Here is an 18,009-nt window from a genome sequence, read left to right on the forward strand (position 1 = left end):
ATATGAACAAAAGCGTTTCCATCCGCGATCTTTCCCTGTCCTTCGGTGCCGTCACCGTGCTGAAAGACCTCAATCTCGATATTTATGACGGCGAATTCCTCGTGCTGCTCGGCTCTTCCGGCTGCGGCAAGTCGACCCTTCTCAATTGCATTGCCGGGCTTCTGGAACCGACCGACGGGCAGATATTCATCAAGGATCGCAACGTCACCTGGGAGGAGCCGAAGGACCGCGGCATCGGCATGGTGTTCCAGTCCTATGCGCTTTATCCGCAGATGACGGTGGAGAAGAACCTGTCCTTCGGCCTTCAGGTCGCAAAGATTCCAAAGGACGAAATCGAACGGCGCGTCAAAAGGGCGGCCGGTATCCTGCAGATCGAGCCGCTGCTGAAGCGCAAGCCGGCCGAACTTTCCGGCGGCCAGCGCCAGCGTGTGGCGATCGGCCGGGCACTGGTGCGCGATGTGGATGTGTTCCTGTTCGACGAACCGCTTTCCAATCTCGATGCCAAGCTGCGCTCGGAACTGCGTGTGGAAATCAAGCGGCTGCACCAGTCGCTGAAGAACACCATGATCTATGTAACGCACGACCAGATCGAGGCGCTGACGCTGGCGGATCGCATCGCCATCATGAAAAGCGGCGTCATCCAGCAATTGGCGGACCCCGTCACCATCTATAACAAGCCTCGAAACCTCTTCGTCGCCGGTTTCATCGGTTCGCCGTCGATGAATTTCCTGCGCGGTGAATTGATCGAGAAGGATGGCAAGGTGGTCTTCACCACCAATGGTGTCAGTTTTTCGCTGGATGGTTACCAGCCGGAAATGCCGCTCACCGCCGGCCGCGCCGTGGTTCTCGGCGTTCGTCCCGAACATGTGCGTGTCGATGCCGATATTCTCAGTGGCGAGGTGCATGAGGCGATCGTCGATATCGAGGAGCCGATGGGCGCTGACAATCTGATCTGGCTGAAACATGCCGGCCACACCATGTCGGTGCGCGTCGGCGGCCACAGGCGGTTTTCGCCCGGCACAAAGGTTCGCCTTGGCCTCGACCTGACCATGGCCTCGTTGTTCGACGCTGAGAGCGAGGAGCGGCTTTAGACGCTGCAACTATTCCCCCACACAATCCCAAGACGCAAAATCTCTATGGAGGAGACAATGACAGAACTCGGTTTCCAGCTTTACAGCGCCCGCAATTTCCAGCCTTTTTCCGATATTCTGAAGAAGCTTTCGGCGGCCGGCTACAAGCAGGTCGAAGGTTATGGCGCGATGTACGCCTCTCTTGATGAGGCCGGGCTGAAGGGCCTGCGCGCTGAACTCGACGCCAACGGCCTGACCATGCCAACCGGCCATTTCGGCCTTGATCTTCTTGAAGGCGACCCGAAAAAGGCGCTCAATATTGCCAAGGTTCTGGGCGTTGAGGCGATCTATTGCCCTTACCTGATGCCTGACCAGCGCCCGACCGACGCAACCGGCTGGTTCGCTTTCGGCAAGCGCCTGCAGGAAGCTGGAAAACCCTTCGTGGATGCCGGGCTGACCTTCGGCTGGCACAACCACGATTTCGAGTTCAAGGCGCTTGCCGACGGTTCCACCCCGCAGGAGCAGATTTTCGCCGGCGGCCCGGACCTGAAGTGGGAAGCGGATATCGCCTGGATTATCCGCGGCAATGCCGATCCGCTTGCCTGGATCGAAAGTTATGGCAAGCGCATCACCGCCGTGCATGTGAAGGATATCGCACCATCGGGCGAGAATACGGATGAGGATGGCTGGGCGGATGTCGGCCACGGCACGGTGGACTGGAAGGGCCTTGTGGCGGCGCTGAAGGCGAAATCCGCCACGAAACATTTCGTGGTCGAGCACGACAATCCCAAGGACATAGATCGACTGATCACCCGCTCGATCGCTTTCTTCAAAACCTACTGAGTATCAATTTCGGAGTTTCATCATGACCAGGGATCTTGGCGTCGGCATCATCGGATGCGGCAATATCTCGTCTGCATATTTCTCGCTGGCACCGCTCTTCAAGGGCATCAAGGTGCTGGCCTGCGCCGACCTCAACCGCAATGCGGCGGAGCTGAGGGCGGAAGAGTTTGGCGTTACCGCGCAGTCCATCGAGGAACTGCTCGCCAACAAGGACATCGACGTGGTGGTGAACCTCACCATTCCCGCCGCGCATTTTCCGGTGTCGAAAGCAGCGCTTGAGGCGGGCAAACACGTCTATTCGGAAAAGCCGCTGGTGCTCTCGCTAGAAGAGGGCGAGGAGCTACGGCGCATCGCCCGCGAAAAGAAGCTTTCCGTCGGCTGCGCGCCGGATACGTTCCTCGGCGGCGCTCATCAGCTTGCCCGGCAATATATCGATGACGGCAAGGTCGGGCGCATCACGTCAGGCACCTGCCATGTGATGAGCCCCGGCATGGAGATGTGGCACCCCAATCCGGGCTTCTTCTTCCTGAAGGGCGGCGGGCCGATCCTCGATCTCGGCCCTTATTATATCGCCAACCTCATCAACCTCATCGGCCCGGTCAAACGCGTCGGTGCGCTGACGACAATGGCGAACCCTACCCGCACGGTTACCAGCCAACCGATGAATGGCGAAATCATTCCGGTGGAAACACCGACCAATATCCATGCGCTGCTGGAATTCGTGAATGGTGCGACGATCACGCTTTCGGCCAGCTGGGATGTGTGGTCGCACCGCCATGCCAATATGGAACTCTATGGAACCGAAGGCTCCATCTACGTGCCGGACCCGAACTTCTTCGGTGGCGTGGTGGAAGCCAGCGGCCGTGACAAGAATATCCAGCCGCTGGAAGACTGGGCGCATCCCTTCGGCATCGCCAATCAGGAAAGCCCGAACGGGCCGCGCGCCAATTACCGGACGGCGGGACTTGCCGATATGGCGATAGCGATCCTTGAGGGCCGTGATGCGCGCTGCTCGCTGGAGCGCTCGCTGCATGGCATCGATGTGATGACCTCGATCCTGAAGTCAGGCGAGGAAGGTCGTTTCATTGAGATGACCACGACCTGCACGCAGCCGGCAGCACTCGGCATCGAGGAGGCGCAGGCGCTGTTGCGCTAACGCGCTCTGCGACGTAGGCGCGGCTTGGGAGACTTCGATGGAAGTGCCGATCAGTGGAATTTATCCATTCGTCTGGAAAGAGTGCCTCCATCAAAGTTTACCTAGCCGCTCTATATAGGACTATCTATTATATATGTTTGATTTCGATGCAAGTTTACTGTATTGTCTGATTAGATAATCAGTGAAATAAATTTCATATTATGGATATATATAAAATGAAATACAAAGATGACGACTGTGATAAAATAAAAAAATCAGATTATTATTTAGATGATAGATCTAATAAAGAAATGAATTATAAAAATATATTATTTTGTATTTCAGTTTCTGTTGGTTCTTTTGTGTTGGCCTTGTTCAGTATCGCGGAAAAGAAAGTTAATTTTCCACGCAGAGGAGAATATTATACATTTAGTATCGATGAAGCTCCTGTGCAGTTTTATTTGTTGGTCGCCTCGATGTTTTTTGCATCGGCCTTATTCGGTGTGGCTTTATGGAAGTACTTTCGAAGTCACGCAGCCTGGAGGTCATCTTTGAATACCCCGTCCCGCAGCCCTCATCGTATCTCGCGGCGTCATTAAGGGTTTCATGTGAGTTAAAACAACCAACTTCAACACGATTGATGATGCGCATCTTCATTCATCACAAAGTGGCTTGGGCCCGCGATTATTTGCTGTTCTAAGCAAACTTTATAGAAATCTCTTGCTGAGATTTATTTCGGTTCGCTCTGCAACTCTTCAAAACCCTTCACAAACCCTTCGCTTTGCTTTAAAGCCGCCCTCTGTAAATCCGGTCGCAGCCCACCCGGTCAAAACAAGGGATCCCAACTTATGAAAACCATCGTGATCTGCTCCGGCGGATTGGACTCCGTTTCGCTTGCCCATAAAATCGCGGCGGAACACGAACTTCTCGCTCTCGTCTCCTTCGATTATGGCCAGCGCCACAAGAAGGAACTGGATTTCGCCGCCAGTTGCGCCACGCGCCTTGGCGTGCCGCATCATGTCATCGATATCAGAACCATCGGCGCGCATCTGACCGGTTCTGCACTCACCGACGATATCGACGTGCCCGATGGCCATTATGCGGAAGAGACCATGCGCTCCACCGTGGTGCCGAACCGCAATGCCATCCTGCTCACCATCGCTTTCGGGCTGGCGGCGGCGCAGCAGGCGGATGCGGTGGCGATCGCCGTGCATGGCGGTGACCATTTCATCTATCCCGATTGCCGGCCGGGCTTCATCGACAGCTTCAATGCCATGCAGGCGCATGCGCTGGAAGGTTATGCCGATGTCACCCTGTTTGCGCCCTATGTCACCGTTTCCAAGGCGGCAATCGTTACCGATGCAGTAAAATACGGCACGCCGTTTGGCGAAACATGGTCCTGTTACAAAGGCGGCTTGCGTCATTGTGGCCGTTGCGGCACCTGCGTGGAGCGGCGCGAGGCCTTCCATCTGGCTGGCGTCATCGATCCCACGGAATATGAAGACCCGGATTTCTGGGTGGCGGCCACGCAGGCCTATGCGGCGCAGGAGGTGCACTGATGTTTCGCATCACCAAGGAGTTTCACTTCTCCGCCTCGCATCAGCTGAAAAGCCTGCCGTCAGATCACCAGTGCAACCGCCTGCACGGGCACAATTACATCGTTGAAGTGGAACTATCAGGCAAAGAACTGAACGAGCACGGTTTCGTGCGCGATTATCACGAACTTGCGCCGCTGAAGCACTATATCGATGATCATTTCGACCATCGCCACCTGAACGATGTTCTCGGCCATGACCGGGTGACGGCGGAATGTCTGGCAAAGCATTTCTACGACTGGTGCAAGACCAGCCTGCCGGAAACCAGCGCCGTTCGAGTGAGTGAAACCACCAAGACCTGGGCGGAATACCGGCCATGACGGCGGCTGCACGGAAGATTGCAGCCAAGGAAACCCCGATCCGCATCAGTGAAATTTTTGGCCCGACCATTCAGGGCGAGGGGCCGCTGATCGGACTGCCTACGGTTTTTGTCCGTACCGGCGGCTGCGATTATCGCTGTTCCTGGTGCGATACGCTGCATGCGGTCGACAGTGAGTACCGCGACACATGGAAACCAATGTCCGTCGAGGCGATCTGGCAGGAGGTACTAGGGCTTTCCGGCGGCGTGCCGTTGACCGTGTCATTGTCAGGCGGCAATCCCGCCATCCAGCCGCTCAGGGCTTTGATCGCGAAGGGGCACGGTGAGGGTTATCGTTTCGCACTGGAAACGCAGGGCAGTATCGCAAAAGACTGGTTTGCCGATCTCGATCATCTGGTTTTGAGCCCGAAGCCGCCATCGAGCGGCATGGAAACCGACTGGCAGCCATTCGAAGACTGTCTTGCCGCCGCCGGCGAGGGGCCGCAGGTGGCGTTGAAGATCGTGGTGTTTGATGATGTCGATTATGCCTATGCCAAAGCGGCCTCTGCGCGTTTTCCGCATCTGCCAGTCTATCTCCAGCCCGGCAACCACACCCCGCCGCCGCCGGATGATGACGATGCGAGGGTGGATATCGACGGGGTGATGGACCGGATGTTGTGGCTGGTGGACAAGGTCAGTGAAGACCGCTGGTTTTCAGCGCGCGTCTTGCCACAGCTGCATGTGCTGTTGTGGGGGAACAAGCGGGGGGTGTGAAGCTGCGCGCGCGTAAAATTCCACGCCGTAGTTTGCATCTTTAAGAAGCGCATAATGTATTGAGCGAGCGGAAGCCGCTTGTTTCTTCTCCCCGACGGGGAGAAGGTCGCGGCAGCGGGATGAGGGGGCAAGCTCTCTGCAAATCTCTGCGCTTGCCCCCTCATCTGACCCTTCGGGCCATCTTCTCCCCGGTGGGGAGAAGAAACATGCGGCAATGTCGTGCCGCATGTTGTCCATTTGCTTCAAGCTGAAACAGCCACCTCGCGCCGTTCGCGATCCGCGATGATCGATAGATCGAGCACCTTCTGCAAATTGGCGGCGTGGCGAAAGTCCGGGTCGGCGGGGCCGCCTTCCATGACTGCCTTGGCGAATTTTTCGTAATTCGTTGCCACCGGCTCCACATCGATCGTCTTCCAGATCGCTTTTTCCACATCGTCGCCGATGCAGGCACGCAAGCTGGAATAGTCAGGCGTGTGGATGACTTCCAGAGCACCCTTGTCGCCATGGATGCGCAGGCGAAGTTCGTTGAGATGACCCGTCGCCCAGCGGCTGGCGTGAATGACGCCCATGGCGCCGTTTTCCAGCTCGGCGGTCATGGTGAAGCTGTCATTGGCGTCGAGATCGTAGACGCCAATTTTATTGCCTTCATATTTGTCGAAGGTCTTCAGCCGCGTGAAGATGCGCTCCACATCGCTGCCCGCGCCATAAGAGGCGAAGTCGAGAATGTGGATGCCGACATCACCCAGCACGCCGTTCGAGCCATGCTTGGTGGAAAGCCGCCACAGCCACTTGCTCTCCGTCATCCAGTCGCCCCAGGCCTTGGAAACGAGCCAGCTCTGGAGATAGGAGGCTTCCAGATGGCGCACCTTGCCGATTTTTCCAGCCAGCACCATCTCGCGCGCCGCCTGCAAGGGGGCGACATTGCGATAGGTGAGGTTGACCATGGCAACAAGGTCCGCTTTTTCGGCGGCATCGGCCATTTCGGCGGCCTTGGCGTAGTTTTCCGCCAGCGGCTTTTCGCAGAAGACGTGCTTGCCAGCCGCCAGCAGTTTAAGGCTGGTGGGGTGATGGATCGCATCCGGTGTCACATTCGCCGCCGCATCGAATTCACCCCAGGCAATGGCGTCATCCAGCGAGGTGAAGGAGAGCGGGATGTTGTGGCGCAGGGCAAAGCCGCGCACCACTACATCGTCCACATCCACCGCCGCGACGAGTTCGACGCCGGGGATTTGCGAGAAATAGGTGGCATGGTTGTTGGCCATGCCGCCGGTTCCGAGAATGAGAAGTCTCATGGCTTTTTACCTGTAACCTGCTTCGCCTGCCTGATGCAGCTTGGGGCCGCGTTCTTCGATCGGCTCCAGCGCCTTGTCGACGGGAACATTGGGGGCGTCGTGAATGCTTTTCAGTGCGCCGACGGGATTATAGGCCCATTTCACCGAGTTGCTGATGACCTTCTGGACATTGGCGTCGTGATAGGTCGGATAGGTTTCGTGGCCGGGGCGGAAATAGAAGATATTGCCGGCGCCGCGACGCCAGGTGAGACCGGAGCGAAAGACTTCGCCGCCCTGGAACCAGGAGATGAACACGGTTTCCAGCGGCTCCGGCACGGAGAACTGCTCGCCATACATTTCTTCGTTTTCCAGCTCGAAATGCTCGGGCAGACCGGCGGCAATCGGGTGGCGCGGATTGATCGTCCACAGACGCTCGCGTTCGCCCGCCTCACGCCATTTCAGGGCGCAGGGCGTGCCCATCAGGCGTTTGAACGGCTTGGAGAAGTGGCCGGAATGCAGGACAATGAGGCCCATGCCTTCCCAGACGCGTTTGGCGACGCGTTCGACGATTTCGTCCTGCACCGCGCCATGATCCTTGTGGCCCCACCAGACGAGAACGTCCGTCTTGTCCAGACGCTCCTGCGACAGGCCATGTTCCGGCTCCTGCAGCGTGGCGGTGGTAGCGTTGATCTCGGAGTTCTGGTTCAGCGCATCGGCAATGGTGTTGTGCATGCCGTTTGGATAGATCGAACGCACCGTCTCATTGATGTGTTCGTGGATATTTTCGCCCCATACAACGGTGTTGATGGTCATTGTCATGCTCCTCGGTGAAAGCCGGGACCTTGGGTGATCCCGGCGGAAGTTGAAGTTTCAGGCCGCGCCGCGCACGGGATTGCGAGCCAGCGCCTGGCCTTGTGCGTCGAAACGGTGGATCTGCGCCGCATCGGCCACGAGCGTGATGCGCTCACCAGCCTTGCGGTCGGTCACGCCTTCTTCACGAACGACAATGGGTTCGCCGGCGCCGATCTCGACATAGATGAAGCTGTCCGATCCGAGCATTTCCGAATGCACGATTTCGCCGTTCCAGCCGTTCTCGCCGGTGGCGACGGTGATATGTTCGGGGCGGATGCCGATGGTCGCAGCCCCTTCCGCCTCGGCATATTTGCCTGACAGGAAGTTCATCTTCGGCGAGCCGATGAAGCCGGCAACGAAGGTGTTGACAGGGCTTTCGTAAAGCTCCAGCGGCGTGCCGATCTGCTCGACACGGCCGTCACGCAGCACACAGATACGGTCGGCGAGCGTCATGGCTTCCACCTGATCGTGGGTAACGTAGATCATCGTCGTGTCATGCATCTCGCGGTGCAGCTTGGCGATTTCCAGACGCGTGGCGACGCGCAGCGCCGCATCGAGGTTGGAGAGCGGTTCATCGAACAGGAACACCTTGGGATCGCGCACGATGGCGCGGCCGATGGCGACGCGCTGGCGCTGGCCGCCGGAAAGCTGTTTCGGCAGGCGCTCCAGATAGGGCGTGAGCTGCAACATTTCGGCTGCCGCTTCGACACGTCTCTTGCGCTGTTCCTTGTCGGCGCCCGATAGTTTCATGCCGAAGGCCATGTTCTCGAACACGGTCATATGCGGATAAAGCGCATAGGACTGGAAGACCATAGCGACACCGCGCTTGGCGGGCGGCAGGCGATTGACGGCCTCTCCATCAAAGGAGAGCGTGCCGCCTGATATTTCCTCCAGCCCGCAGATGAGGCGCAGCAGCGTGGACTTGCCGCAGCCCGAAGGGCCGACGAAAACCATGAATTCGCCGGAGCGGATGTCCATGTCGATGCCCTTGATGACATCGAAGGCGCCGAAGGATTTGCGAAGATCGCGAAGTTGAATGGTGGTCATTTGGTTTCTCCTAGCCTTTGACGCCGCCGGCGGTGAGACCGGAGATGATACGTCGCTGGAAGATCAGAACGAGGACGACGAGCGGGGCGGTGACGATGACGGAGGCCGCCATGATCGTTCCCCACGGGATTTCGAACTGCGAGCCGCCCGACAGAAGGGCAATCGCGACCGGCACCGTGCGCTGCTCGTTCGATGAGGTGAAGGTGAGCGCGAAGAGGAACTCGTTCCACGCCGCGATGAAGGCGAGGAGCCCTGTGGTGACGAGCGCCGGCCACATCAGCGGCATGAACACCTGGGTGATGATGACCCAGGGCGTGGCACCATCAACGATGGCCGCTTCCTCGATTTCGATCGGCAGGTCGCGCATGAAGGTTGTCAGCACCCAGACCGTGAAGGGCAGGGTGAAGATCATATAGGAGAAGATCAGCGCGAGCGGCGTGTTGAAAATGCCCGCCCAGCGGATCAGTTCGAACAGGCCGGCGAGAACGGCAATCTGAGGGAACATAGACACCGACAGGATGGTGAGCAGCAGCAGCGAGCGGCCACGGAAACGAACACGGGCCAGCGCATAGGAGGCAATGACCGCAAGGAACAACGACAGCACGACGACCGAAGATGCAACGAACAGCGAATTGCCGAGATTGCGCAGGAAAGTGCCATTGCTGATGACGAAGCTGTAATTGGTCAGCGAGAATTCGCGTGGCCAATAATTAACCTGGAACAGCGCCGAGCCGGATTTCAGGCTGGTCAGGATCGCGTAATAGAACGGGAAGACCGAGATCACCATGATGACGGCGACCAGCGCATAAAAGGCGGTGGTTTTCAGGATGCTTGGCAGGGTCATCGCGCGGCTCCATCGGTGTTGACGCGCCCGAGCCACATATAGATGACCGTGATCGAGGCGATGATGAGGAACAGCATGGTGGAGGCGGCAGCGCCGTAAGCGAACTTGTCGAAATCGAACAGGTTCTCGCGCGCCAGCACCGACATGGTGCGGGTCTGGGCGTTGTTCGGCGTCAGGATGTAGATGAGGTCAAAGACGCGCATCGCATCCAGCATGCGGAAGATGACGGCGACCATCAGTGCTGGGCGGATCATCGGCAGGGTGACGCGGAAGAACACCTTGATCGGGTGGATGCCGTCCACCTTGGCCGCCTCATACATATCCTTCGGAACCATCTGCAGGCCGGCGAGGATGAGCAGCGCCATGAACGGCGTGGTCTTCCAGATATCGACGATCAGCACGGCGACCATGGCGGTATCCGGATTGGCGGTCCAGGCGATCTTTTGGGAGATCAGCCCGAGATTGAGGAAAAGATCGTTCAGGATGCCGAACTGGTCATTCAGCATCCACGCCCACATCTGCGCCGAGACGATGGTGGGAATGGCCCATGGCACGAGAATGGCGGCGCGCACGAAGCCGCGCCCTTTAAATTCGGCATTCAGCACTAGCGCGACGATGAGGCCAAGAACGGTTTCGAAGCTGACCGAGAGAATGGTGAATTTCAGCGTGTTCAGAACCGCGCCCCACCAGGCGGGATCAGCGAGCAGGCCGCGATAGATGGTGCGGCCGCTGCTGAGCGTGATCCAGGTGAAGTAATTCTTCAGGCCGACGAACTGCGCACCGTCGAGATTGGTCAGCGATGCGTCGGTGAGGCTGAACCAGACGGTGCGCACCAGCGGCCAGCCGGCCACCAGCGCCAGCACCAGAAATGTGGGGGCCAGAAACAGCCAGGCGGATTTCAGGCGTTCCGATTGCAGATCGGAGCCCGTGCCGGATGCCGTGACCGGTCTTTGAAGGGCGATGTCGTTCATGGAATATCTCACGGTTGGGGCGCGGGAGGCGATCAGGCGAGACCGCTTCCCGCGCGGGCCGGGTTACCAGCCGTTGCCTTTGAGATCGGTCAGTTCAACCTCGAGAAGTTCGAGATTTTCCGCCGCCGTACCATTGCCGGAGAGCGTGTTGTGCACGGCGCCCCAGAACTTGGCCGAAACCTCGTTATATTTCACCTTGGCCGAGGCGGAAGGACGCGGAACGGCGGTCTCAAAGATCGGCTTCCATGTCGGCATGAAGGGCTGTGCGGCCGCGACATCCTTGTCGTCGTAAAGCGAAGCGATTGTCGGCATGTTGGATAGCTGGATCGCGCGCATCTTCTGGGTATCCTTCGATGCGAGGAATTTCACCAGCTGGATGGCCGCTTCCTGATCGTCGGAATATTTCGAAACGGCGAGGTTCCAGCCGCCGAGTGTCGAAGCAGGAGCTTCGCCTTCCGCGCCAGCGGGCAGCGGGGTAACGCCGAACTTGCCCTTGATGGCGCTGTCGGCGCCATTTCCAAGCGCATAGGCATAGGGCCAGTTGCGCATGAACACGGAATTGCCGGTCTGCCAGACGCCGCGCGCTTCCTCTTCCTTGTAAGCGAGAACGCCCTGCGGCGCGATGGTGCCGACCCAGCCCTTTGCGGTTTCGATTGCGGCTGCGGCCTTCTCGTTATTGATGGAGATATCGCCGTTGGTCTCGACGATATGGCCACCGCCCGCGGATGCGATCCATTCCAGCGCGTTGCAGGTCAGGCCCTCATAGGCGCTGCCCTGAAAAACGAAGCCCCAGAGGTCTTTCTGACCGGCCGCGCGCTCCTTGTCCTGAATTTCCTTGGCAGTCTCGCTCAGTTCTTTCCAGGTTTTCGGCGGCTGCTTGCCGTATTTTTCCAGAAGGTCCTTGCGGTAAAACAGCGCCGGCGCGTCGGTGAACATCGGCATGGCGACCAGCTTGCCGTCCACCGTCTGCGAGGCGACGATAGAAGGGAAATGATCGCCGATGACATCCTTCGTCGCTTCTGTCAGGTCCACGAACTGGTCGGAGAGCTGCGGCGCCCAGATCACGTCCGTCTGGTAGACGTCGACATCCTTGTTACCCGCGGCAAGCCATAGCCTGTACTGGCTGAACTGCTCACTGGACGATGACGGCATGGTGACGAGATTGACCTTGTGGCCGGTTTCTTTTTCGAAGGCGGCGATCCGCTCCTTGAAAAATGCGATGTTCTTGCCCGTCGAGTTGGCGGCGATGGAAAGTTCGGCCGCCTGGGCGGAAACTGCTGCAGACAATACGCTGCCGCACAGGAACAAAGTCTTCATGGAAATATTCATTGTCAAACTCCTCCGTTGACGCTTCCAATCATCCTCAAAATTGAAAGCGCTTTTGACTGCCGTGACGTTCGCAAAAGCGGACAAATCTGTCAATACTCTTTCTTGTGGCTAGAATATTGGGTCTCTTTGGTTATTGCTCCATGGTGTTTGCCTTTTGAAATGGCGAACTGTAAGGTTTCAGGTGATGAAAAATTGAAAACGATTTCAATTTTTGTACGCTTGAAAAATCTGCGGCGGCGACGCATGCAGGAGCAAATTGGCAGAAAACATGAAGCTCAAGGAATTCGCAGAGAAGGTCGGGCTGTCGCCCACCACCGTCAGCCGGGCGCTTGGCGGCTATCCCGAGGTGCGCGAGGAAACGCGGCAGCGGGTGATGGAGGCTGCGCTGAAATATGGCTACCGGCCGAATGCCAACGCGGTCCGGCTGGCCACGGGCAGGGCGGGCGCCATCGGCGTCGTCATGGGCCGTTCGGGCGGCGGGCATTTCTTTTCGGAATTCATGGGCGGCATGGCCACCCGACTGGAAAACGAGGAGACCGATATTCTCGTCAGCGTCACCGTTGATAATAATCTTGACGAGGAATTGGCGATCTTCAGCCGGCTGGCGGCGAGCGGGCGGGTCGATGGCATTATCGTGCATTCGCCAAGACCGGAGGATGAGCGCATTGCGCTGCTCAACCGGCTGGGCGTGCCCTTCATCGTGCATGGTCGCTCGAAGACGGCTTTCGAACACGCCTGGCTCGACATCGACAATCACGATGTGACCTATCGTCCGACGATCCATTTTCTGGAGCGCGGCCATCGGCGGATTGCCCTCATTAACGGTCCTGTCGGCCGTACCTTCGTGCAGGATCGTGAGCAAGGTTTTCGCGAGGCGCTGGCGACCCATGGGATCACGCCTGATCCGCGTTTCATGATGAGCGAGCATTTCAGCGAAGATGCCGCTTTCCGTTTCGCTCGTTCGCTGCTGGAGCAGACCCCGCGCCCGACGGCCTTTGTCGCCGGTGCGATGATGACGGCGCAAGGTGTGTATCGTGCTGCAACCCAGCTGGGACTGGTGATCGGCAAGGATGTCTCCGTCATCGCCCATGACGACGTGTTTCCCTATCTCACCCCGGAAAGCATGATGCCGCCGCTTTCAACCACCCGCTCGTCGATGCGTATGGCGGGCATGCGGGTCACGGACCTGCTTTTGCAGATCGTCGGTGGTCGACCTGTCCGCGAAGTTCAGGAATTGTGGCCGGTCGAGCTGATCTTGCGGGAATCGGTCGGCCCGGCCTGAGCCTGTTGCCCTAGCTCACTGATTCCACTCCATTTTGTGAACGTCATTTGATAACGTTCGCCTTTCATCATCTATTCGTTAAGCCGGTCTCGTGTATAATCGGAGCAGTCACGGGTTTAATGGAACAGGCCCCGTGCCGGCGCGTTGAGGGGATGCGTCGAAGGAGGATGACGGATGTTTGAATTTTTAAAGCCGCAACAGCAGACTGTGATCGACGACGTCGAAGCGACCGGTACCTATGCCGATGCGCTTCTCAACGTTCCAAGCCCGGAGCTCACCCGTTCGACCGCCCGCGAGCATGGTCATGAAGCTCATTCCCGCGATTATTGCGAAAACCGCGATATTTCCCGCAGTGCGCTCGGTTTCGTCTGAGCTGCCGCAAAAACCTTCCTGAAAAACGGAACGGACCTGCCGTTCCCGCGTTTTCCTGTACGATCCGCAGGGCGGCGCAAACTATACCGAAGGGACCTCACCGGCATTTGACCGTTGGGCGAATTGGGTTTTGCGCCGCCTGAATGATGACGGCGCAAGAGCGTTGTCCCGAGAGATTCAGCGTCGCCGTAATGGACAGGCGCGCTCATGTCAGGAGCCCGCAATGTCGACCGTTCCCGTTGAACCCTATCCCGAACAGCCGATGCCTGTGCCGCCGCAGCCGGATATTCCGCCGGTGAAAGAGCCAGAACCCGACCTTTTGCCGGATGAGCTGCCAACGCCGAACCCCGATGAAAATGACGGGCCGCCGAGAGTCCTTTAGAAGTCTGGCGCAGCCGTTCTTTCCCTAGCGCTGGTCTGGCTCGAACTTCTTGCTGACGAAGGTTGAGCCTTCCAGCCCAAACCGCCAGGGATAATCCACCGCACGGCTGATACCGATGCGCCTGCCGGTGCTGATCGCGGCGGCTTCCTTTGGCAGACGCAGCAGGAACGGAGGGGCGTTGAGCGGTGCTCCATCCATCTCTCCGGTAATTGCCATTGCCTGGCACAGCTTGCCCGGGCCCGAGCAGAGAAGTTTCAGCTTGTCGGTTCCCCGGCGCAGTTCCATCATGTCGATACCGGTCAGCGGCTCGATGGCGCGCAGAAGCACGGCGGAGCCGGGCGCGCAGACGAAGTTGGCGCACCAGTGGATGCCATAGGACCGGTAGACATAGAGATGGCCGGCAGGGCCGAACATTGCCCTGTTGCGTGGGGTCTGCCCATTGAAGGCGTGGGATGCCGGGTCGTCGGGATGGTAGGCTTCGGTTTCCACGATGATGCCACCGGCATTGCCGACGCGAAATTCCGCGCCGATGAGCGCGCGGGCCACATCCAGAGCGTCGCGCTGGAAGAAACTCTGCGGCACTTCCGGGCTAAAGGACTGATTCATTGGGAACCCCTTCCGCTCTGCCATCGTTGTGAATTCAGGTTTCAGTATTACTGCATCGGGTGGCTAGCCGATGTTTTTCAAATCGGAGGGCATGTCATGCAACTTTCCACGACCTATGTAAAACGCAATAACGGCGTCATATCCGTCGAGTTCGTCGGCAGCGACGGCGACCAGGTCTCCGTCCGTCTCGCAGATGGGCTGGAAGGGATCGATGATGCGGAGGCTATCAAGCGCGCCAGTGCGGTGATGGTTCAGCTGACGGCTTTCGGCACCCGACATGGCGCTGATGCATCGTCGCAATTCTCCGCGCTTGGAACGGCGCAGGATGATGGTCCGCATGGTCAGGCAAGCGCCCGCACTGCGAAGGACAGTGCTCTTCTGGAAGAGGAATTGGAAGAGGGGCTGGAAGACAGCTTTCCCGCCAGCGATCCGGTCTCAGCCACCGTCACCTCGATAGCCTCCAGAAAAGGCGGGCTCTGAAATTGGCTTATCGCAAAGTTGCTCTCGTCACCGGCGCAGGTTCCGGCATCGGTCGGGCCGCCGCCCTCCATCTGGCAGCGGCAGGTTTTTCGGTTGGCCTGCTCGGGCGCACCGAATCCGAATTGCAGACCGTGGCTGCTGAGATAGAGGCCGCATCCGGCTCGTCGAAGCTTCTTCTCGCTGATGTTTCGGATGAGGCGGCCATGCGACACGCCATCGCAGCGCTTGTTGAGGATTTCGGTCGGCTGGATGTCGTGGTGGCGAATGCTGGCATCAACGGCGTTTGGGCACCCATCGATGAGTTGGAGCCATCCGATTGGGACGACACGATCCGCATCAACCTGCGCGGCACCTATCTCACCGTCCACGCCAGCGTGCCGCATCTGAAAGCGGCCGGCGGCGGATCCATCGTCATCGTTTCATCCATTAACGGCACCCGCACCTTCACTTCACCCGGTGCGACCGCCTATTCCGTGACGAAGGCGGGACAGCTTGCCATGGCCCAGCAACTGGCGCTGGAGCTTGGGCGTCACCGTATCCGCGTCAACGCCGTGTGTCCGGGCGAGATCGAAACGGCAATCGATGAGAACACCGATATACACGGACGCGAAAAGACCGAGGTGCCGGTTGTTTTTCCGGCGGGGGACATTCCGGTGACAGGCGGTGTCGCCGGGACCAGCGAGGATGTCGCCGAACTCATCGGCTTCCTCGCCTCGGATGCATCGCGTCACATTACCGGTACGCCGGTATGGATCGACGGCGGTCAAGGCCTTCTGCGATAATCCACTATCAGCCAGCCTCCCGGCATCACGGGCTTGTGTCCCTATGATTAACGAAAGGGTAACGTCTGTTCACGAGACTTTGTCCATGGCGAGGTTGCCGCGTTGTGGCCACCTTCGGTAGTTAAGCGTCTGCCGTGAAGGCGGGCAAATCAGGCGGGTAAAACGATCCATGGGCATGCAGGCATTGCTGGATTTCGCGGTTGCGGGGTTGCGGCAAAAGATTAGCGCAGGGGCAAGAATGGCTGCGGTCGTCACGATCGGTGGCAGCCTTGCTGCATGTACGTCTATGGGCCTCGATAGCGTCAAGAAGGACCCGCCGAAGCTGTCGTCCAAGATGATGGCGCAAATGTCGGCCAAGAGCATGCGCCCCGAAAGCCCGGTTCTCGTTCGCATTTTCAAGCAGGAAAGCGAGCTGGAGGTCTGGAAGGTCGACAAGACCGGCAACTACGCGCTGCTCAAGGCCTATCCCATGTGCCGGTGGTCGGGAAAGCTCGGCCCGAAGATGAAGACGGGCGACCGGCAGGCGCCTGAAGGTTTTTATCATGTCTCTGCCGGCATGCTCAATCCGAACTCGCAATATTACGTGTCCTTCAATCTCGGTTATCCCAACCGGCTGGAATCAGCACTTGGTTACACCGGTGAGGCGCTGATGGTGCATGGCGCCTGCTCGTCTTCCGGCTGTTACGCCATGACCGACCAGCAGGTTGGCGAAATCTACGCCATCGTCGCGCGGGCGTTGCAGGGCGGGCAGGATCGCTTTCAGGTCCAGGCCTATCCCTTCCGCATGAGCGCCCGCAACATGGTGGCGCATCGCGACGATCCCAACATGCCGTTCTGGAAGACGCTGAAGGAAGGCTACGACTATTTCGAGGTGACGCGCCGCCAGCCCAAGGTTTCGGTCTGCGGCCGGCGATATGTTTTCAACAGCGAATTCGCAGGTGGTGAACCCGCTGACCCGCTGGCCGCCTGCCCACCTGCCATCAATCAGCCTGATCCGGCAGTGGCGTCGAAGCTGGCCGAGGAACAACAAAAATTCGCCGCGGCGATGAGCGAGGGAACTTCCGCCCCGCTCAGCGCGTATGTAGACGGCGGCATGCATCCGAGCTTCCGGGCCCTCCTGAAATCCAGTGGCGCCAAGGTCATGGCATCGCAGGTTTCCGGCACGAAGTACCCTATCAGCCGTCCTGAGGCGGCGCTGGCAGACCCCTTTGCCAGTGTGAGATGATGTAAATGAGGTTTTTCAATTGAACGAGACGACAACGACCCGGCGGGGTTTCCTGCTTGGAGCAGGTGGATTGGCGCTTGCCGGCCTTGCAGGCTGCAACACCACGGCGCGCGAAGCTGCAAGGCCCGCCGCCCCCGCTGAAGACCCGATGTATGCGCTGATGTATGGCCCCAAGCCGGACGAGCAATTCCCGTTGCCGGAAATTCCCTACAAGCGCATTCCGCGCCAGTTCCTGCGGCAGATGGTGGCGAACCCGACCGGCGAGCGTCCCGGCGTCATCGTGGTCGATACGGCCAATCATTTCCTTTATCTCACCTATGAAGACGGTCAGGCCATGCGTTATGGCGTCGGTCTCGGTCGTGCCGGTTTCGAATGGGCCGGTCGCGGCGTGATCCAGTACAAGCGGCAATGGCCGCGCTGGACACCGCCCGACGAGATGATCGCCCGCCAGCCGGAACTGGAACCCTATAGCGGCCGCAATGGCGGCATGGAGCCGGGCCTCAAGAATCCGCTCGGCGCGCGTGCGCTCTATATCTTCAAGGACGGCAAGGACACGATCTACCGTCTGCACGGCTCGCCGGAATGGTGGACCATCGGCAAGTCGGTATCGTCAGGCTGCGTACGCCTGCTGAACCAGGATATCGTCGACCTCTATAGCCGTGTGCCTGACGGCACGCCGATCGTGGTGACGGCGCTCGGCCCGGCACAGCAGGGCGTGCCGATCGGGCAGGCGGGCGTTCCCGTGGCGCAGTACGGCAATGGTGTGATCGGCGACGGCCTGTCGCAACCGGTGCGAAGCTATTGATTACGCGGTGACGTGTGAATGCGCGACAAGTCGTGACACATAAAAA

The 18,009-nt window shown here is 58.8% G+C and carries 21 protein-coding genes; 14 read left to right on the forward strand and 7 right to left on the reverse strand.

Annotation, left to right across the window (positions count from 1 at the left end; translation table 11 throughout):
• Nucleotides 1-2: 2 nt before the first annotated feature.
• The 7 genes from NYR50_RS22005 (at nucleotide 3) to queE (ending at nucleotide 5,715) form a co-directional block, all read left to right on the forward strand.
• Nucleotides 3-1,091 (forward strand): ABC transporter ATP-binding protein, encoded by a 1,089-nt coding sequence (locus NYR50_RS22005; RefSeq protein WP_174009885.1) that lies wholly within the window; start codon nucleotides 3-5, stop codon nucleotides 1,089-1,091.
• Between the two features lie 57 nt (nucleotides 1,092-1,148).
• The gene (locus NYR50_RS22010; RefSeq protein ID WP_174009884.1) at nucleotides 1,149-1,913 is read left to right on the forward strand and encodes a sugar phosphate isomerase/epimerase family protein; all 765 of its coding nucleotides are present in this window, start codon (nucleotides 1,149-1,151) and stop codon (nucleotides 1,911-1,913) included.
• A gap of 22 nt (nucleotides 1,914-1,935) precedes the next feature.
• Nucleotides 1,936-3,069 (forward strand): Gfo/Idh/MocA family protein, encoded by a 1,134-nt coding sequence (locus NYR50_RS22015; protein WP_174009883.1) that lies wholly within the window; start codon nucleotides 1,936-1,938, stop codon nucleotides 3,067-3,069.
• A gap of 215 nt (nucleotides 3,070-3,284) precedes the next feature.
• Nucleotides 3,285-3,647, forward strand: a complete 363-nt coding sequence (locus NYR50_RS22020; RefSeq protein ID WP_418138050.1) for a hypothetical protein — start codon at nucleotides 3,285-3,287, stop codon at nucleotides 3,645-3,647.
• 249 nt (nucleotides 3,648-3,896) lie between these two features.
• Complete coding sequence (gene queC / locus NYR50_RS22025) at nucleotides 3,897-4,607, forward strand: 7-cyano-7-deazaguanine synthase QueC (protein WP_174009882.1); 711 nt, start codon at nucleotides 3,897-3,899, stop codon at nucleotides 4,605-4,607.
• Nucleotides 4,607-4,963, forward strand: a complete 357-nt coding sequence (queD, locus tag NYR50_RS22030) for a 6-carboxytetrahydropterin synthase QueD (protein ID WP_174009881.1) — start codon at nucleotides 4,607-4,609, stop codon at nucleotides 4,961-4,963. The genes queC and queD overlap by 1 nt, the downstream gene beginning before the upstream one ends.
• Nucleotides 4,960-5,715, forward strand: a complete 756-nt coding sequence (gene queE, locus NYR50_RS22035; RefSeq protein WP_174009880.1) for a 7-carboxy-7-deazaguanine synthase QueE — start codon at nucleotides 4,960-4,962, stop codon at nucleotides 5,713-5,715. Before queD ends, queE begins: the two co-directional genes overlap by 4 nt.
• 242 nt (nucleotides 5,716-5,957) lie before the next feature.
• Here queE and NYR50_RS22040 read toward each other — a convergent pair whose 3' ends face one another.
• From NYR50_RS22040 to NYR50_RS22065, 6 genes are all read right to left on the reverse strand, one after another.
• Nucleotides 5,958-7,007, reverse strand: coding sequence for a Gfo/Idh/MocA family protein (locus NYR50_RS22040; protein WP_174009879.1), 1,050 nt, complete (start codon nucleotides 7,005-7,007; stop codon nucleotides 5,958-5,960).
• A gap of 6 nt (nucleotides 7,008-7,013) precedes the next feature.
• Nucleotides 7,014-7,799 (reverse strand): ThuA domain-containing protein, encoded by a 786-nt coding sequence (locus NYR50_RS22045; protein WP_174009878.1) that lies wholly within the window; start codon nucleotides 7,797-7,799, stop codon nucleotides 7,014-7,016.
• A gap of 57 nt (nucleotides 7,800-7,856) precedes the next feature.
• Nucleotides 7,857-8,885: an ABC transporter ATP-binding protein gene (locus NYR50_RS22050; RefSeq protein WP_174009877.1), complete on the reverse strand. Its 1,029-nt coding sequence runs from the start codon at nucleotides 8,883-8,885 to the stop codon at nucleotides 7,857-7,859.
• A 10-nt stretch (nucleotides 8,886-8,895) separates the two neighbouring features.
• Nucleotides 8,896-9,729, reverse strand: coding sequence for a carbohydrate ABC transporter permease (locus tag NYR50_RS22055; RefSeq protein ID WP_174009876.1), 834 nt, complete (start codon nucleotides 9,727-9,729; stop codon nucleotides 8,896-8,898).
• Nucleotides 9,726-10,700 (reverse strand): carbohydrate ABC transporter permease, encoded by a 975-nt coding sequence (locus NYR50_RS22060; RefSeq protein ID WP_418138051.1) that lies wholly within the window; start codon nucleotides 10,698-10,700, stop codon nucleotides 9,726-9,728. Before NYR50_RS22060 ends, NYR50_RS22055 begins: the two co-directional genes overlap by 4 nt.
• Nucleotides 10,701-10,763: 63 nt before the next feature.
• Complete coding sequence (locus NYR50_RS22065; protein WP_174009874.1) at nucleotides 10,764-12,029, reverse strand: ABC transporter substrate-binding protein; 1,266 nt, start codon at nucleotides 12,027-12,029, stop codon at nucleotides 10,764-10,766.
• A gap of 268 nt (nucleotides 12,030-12,297) precedes the next feature.
• On the opposite strand from NYR50_RS22065, the gene NYR50_RS22070 reads away from it, so the two are divergent.
• The 3 genes from NYR50_RS22070 to NYR50_RS22080 all read left to right on the forward strand — a co-directional run bounded on the left by NYR50_RS22070 (nucleotide 12,298) and on the right by NYR50_RS22080 (nucleotide 14,065).
• On the forward strand, nucleotides 12,298-13,311 hold the full coding sequence (locus NYR50_RS22070) for a substrate-binding domain-containing protein (RefSeq protein WP_418138052.1): 1,014 nt from the start codon (nucleotides 12,298-12,300) through the stop codon (nucleotides 13,309-13,311).
• 174 nt (nucleotides 13,312-13,485) lie between these two features.
• Nucleotides 13,486-13,683: a hypothetical protein gene (locus tag NYR50_RS22075; RefSeq protein WP_010972953.1), complete on the forward strand. Its 198-nt coding sequence runs from the start codon at nucleotides 13,486-13,488 to the stop codon at nucleotides 13,681-13,683.
• A 223-nt stretch (nucleotides 13,684-13,906) separates the two neighbouring features.
• Nucleotides 13,907-14,065 (forward strand): hypothetical protein, encoded by a 159-nt coding sequence (locus NYR50_RS22080; protein WP_174009872.1) that lies wholly within the window; start codon nucleotides 13,907-13,909, stop codon nucleotides 14,063-14,065.
• Nucleotides 14,066-14,089: 24 nt separating this feature from the next.
• On the opposite strand, the gene NYR50_RS22085 is transcribed toward NYR50_RS22080, so the two are convergent.
• Complete coding sequence (locus NYR50_RS22085) at nucleotides 14,090-14,671, reverse strand: DNA-3-methyladenine glycosylase (RefSeq protein ID WP_174009871.1); 582 nt, start codon at nucleotides 14,669-14,671, stop codon at nucleotides 14,090-14,092.
• A 96-nt stretch (nucleotides 14,672-14,767) separates the two neighbouring features.
• Between NYR50_RS22085 and NYR50_RS22090 the strand changes: the two genes are divergently transcribed.
• The 4 genes from NYR50_RS22090 (at nucleotide 14,768) to NYR50_RS22105 (ending at nucleotide 17,963) form a co-directional block, all read left to right on the forward strand.
• Nucleotides 14,768-15,151, forward strand: a complete 384-nt coding sequence (locus NYR50_RS22090; RefSeq protein ID WP_174009870.1) for a hypothetical protein — start codon at nucleotides 14,768-14,770, stop codon at nucleotides 15,149-15,151.
• Complete coding sequence (locus NYR50_RS22095) at nucleotides 15,148-15,933, forward strand: SDR family oxidoreductase (protein WP_174010397.1); 786 nt, start codon at nucleotides 15,148-15,150, stop codon at nucleotides 15,931-15,933. Before NYR50_RS22090 ends, NYR50_RS22095 begins: the two co-directional genes overlap by 4 nt.
• Nucleotides 15,934-16,102: 169 nt before the next feature.
• The gene (locus NYR50_RS22100) at nucleotides 16,103-17,158 is read left to right on the forward strand and encodes a L,D-transpeptidase family protein (protein WP_174009869.1); all 1,056 of its coding nucleotides are present in this window, start codon (nucleotides 16,103-16,105) and stop codon (nucleotides 17,156-17,158) included.
• 19 nt (nucleotides 17,159-17,177) lie between these two features.
• The gene (locus NYR50_RS22105) at nucleotides 17,178-17,963 is read left to right on the forward strand and encodes a L,D-transpeptidase (RefSeq protein WP_174009868.1); all 786 of its coding nucleotides are present in this window, start codon (nucleotides 17,178-17,180) and stop codon (nucleotides 17,961-17,963) included.
• Nucleotides 17,964-18,009: the final 46 nt, after the last annotated feature.

Source organism: Agrobacterium sp. El2ro-1b (genome assembly GCF_048298475.1).
GTDB lineage: Bacteria > Pseudomonadota > Alphaproteobacteria > Rhizobiales > Rhizobiaceae > Agrobacterium > Agrobacterium fabrum.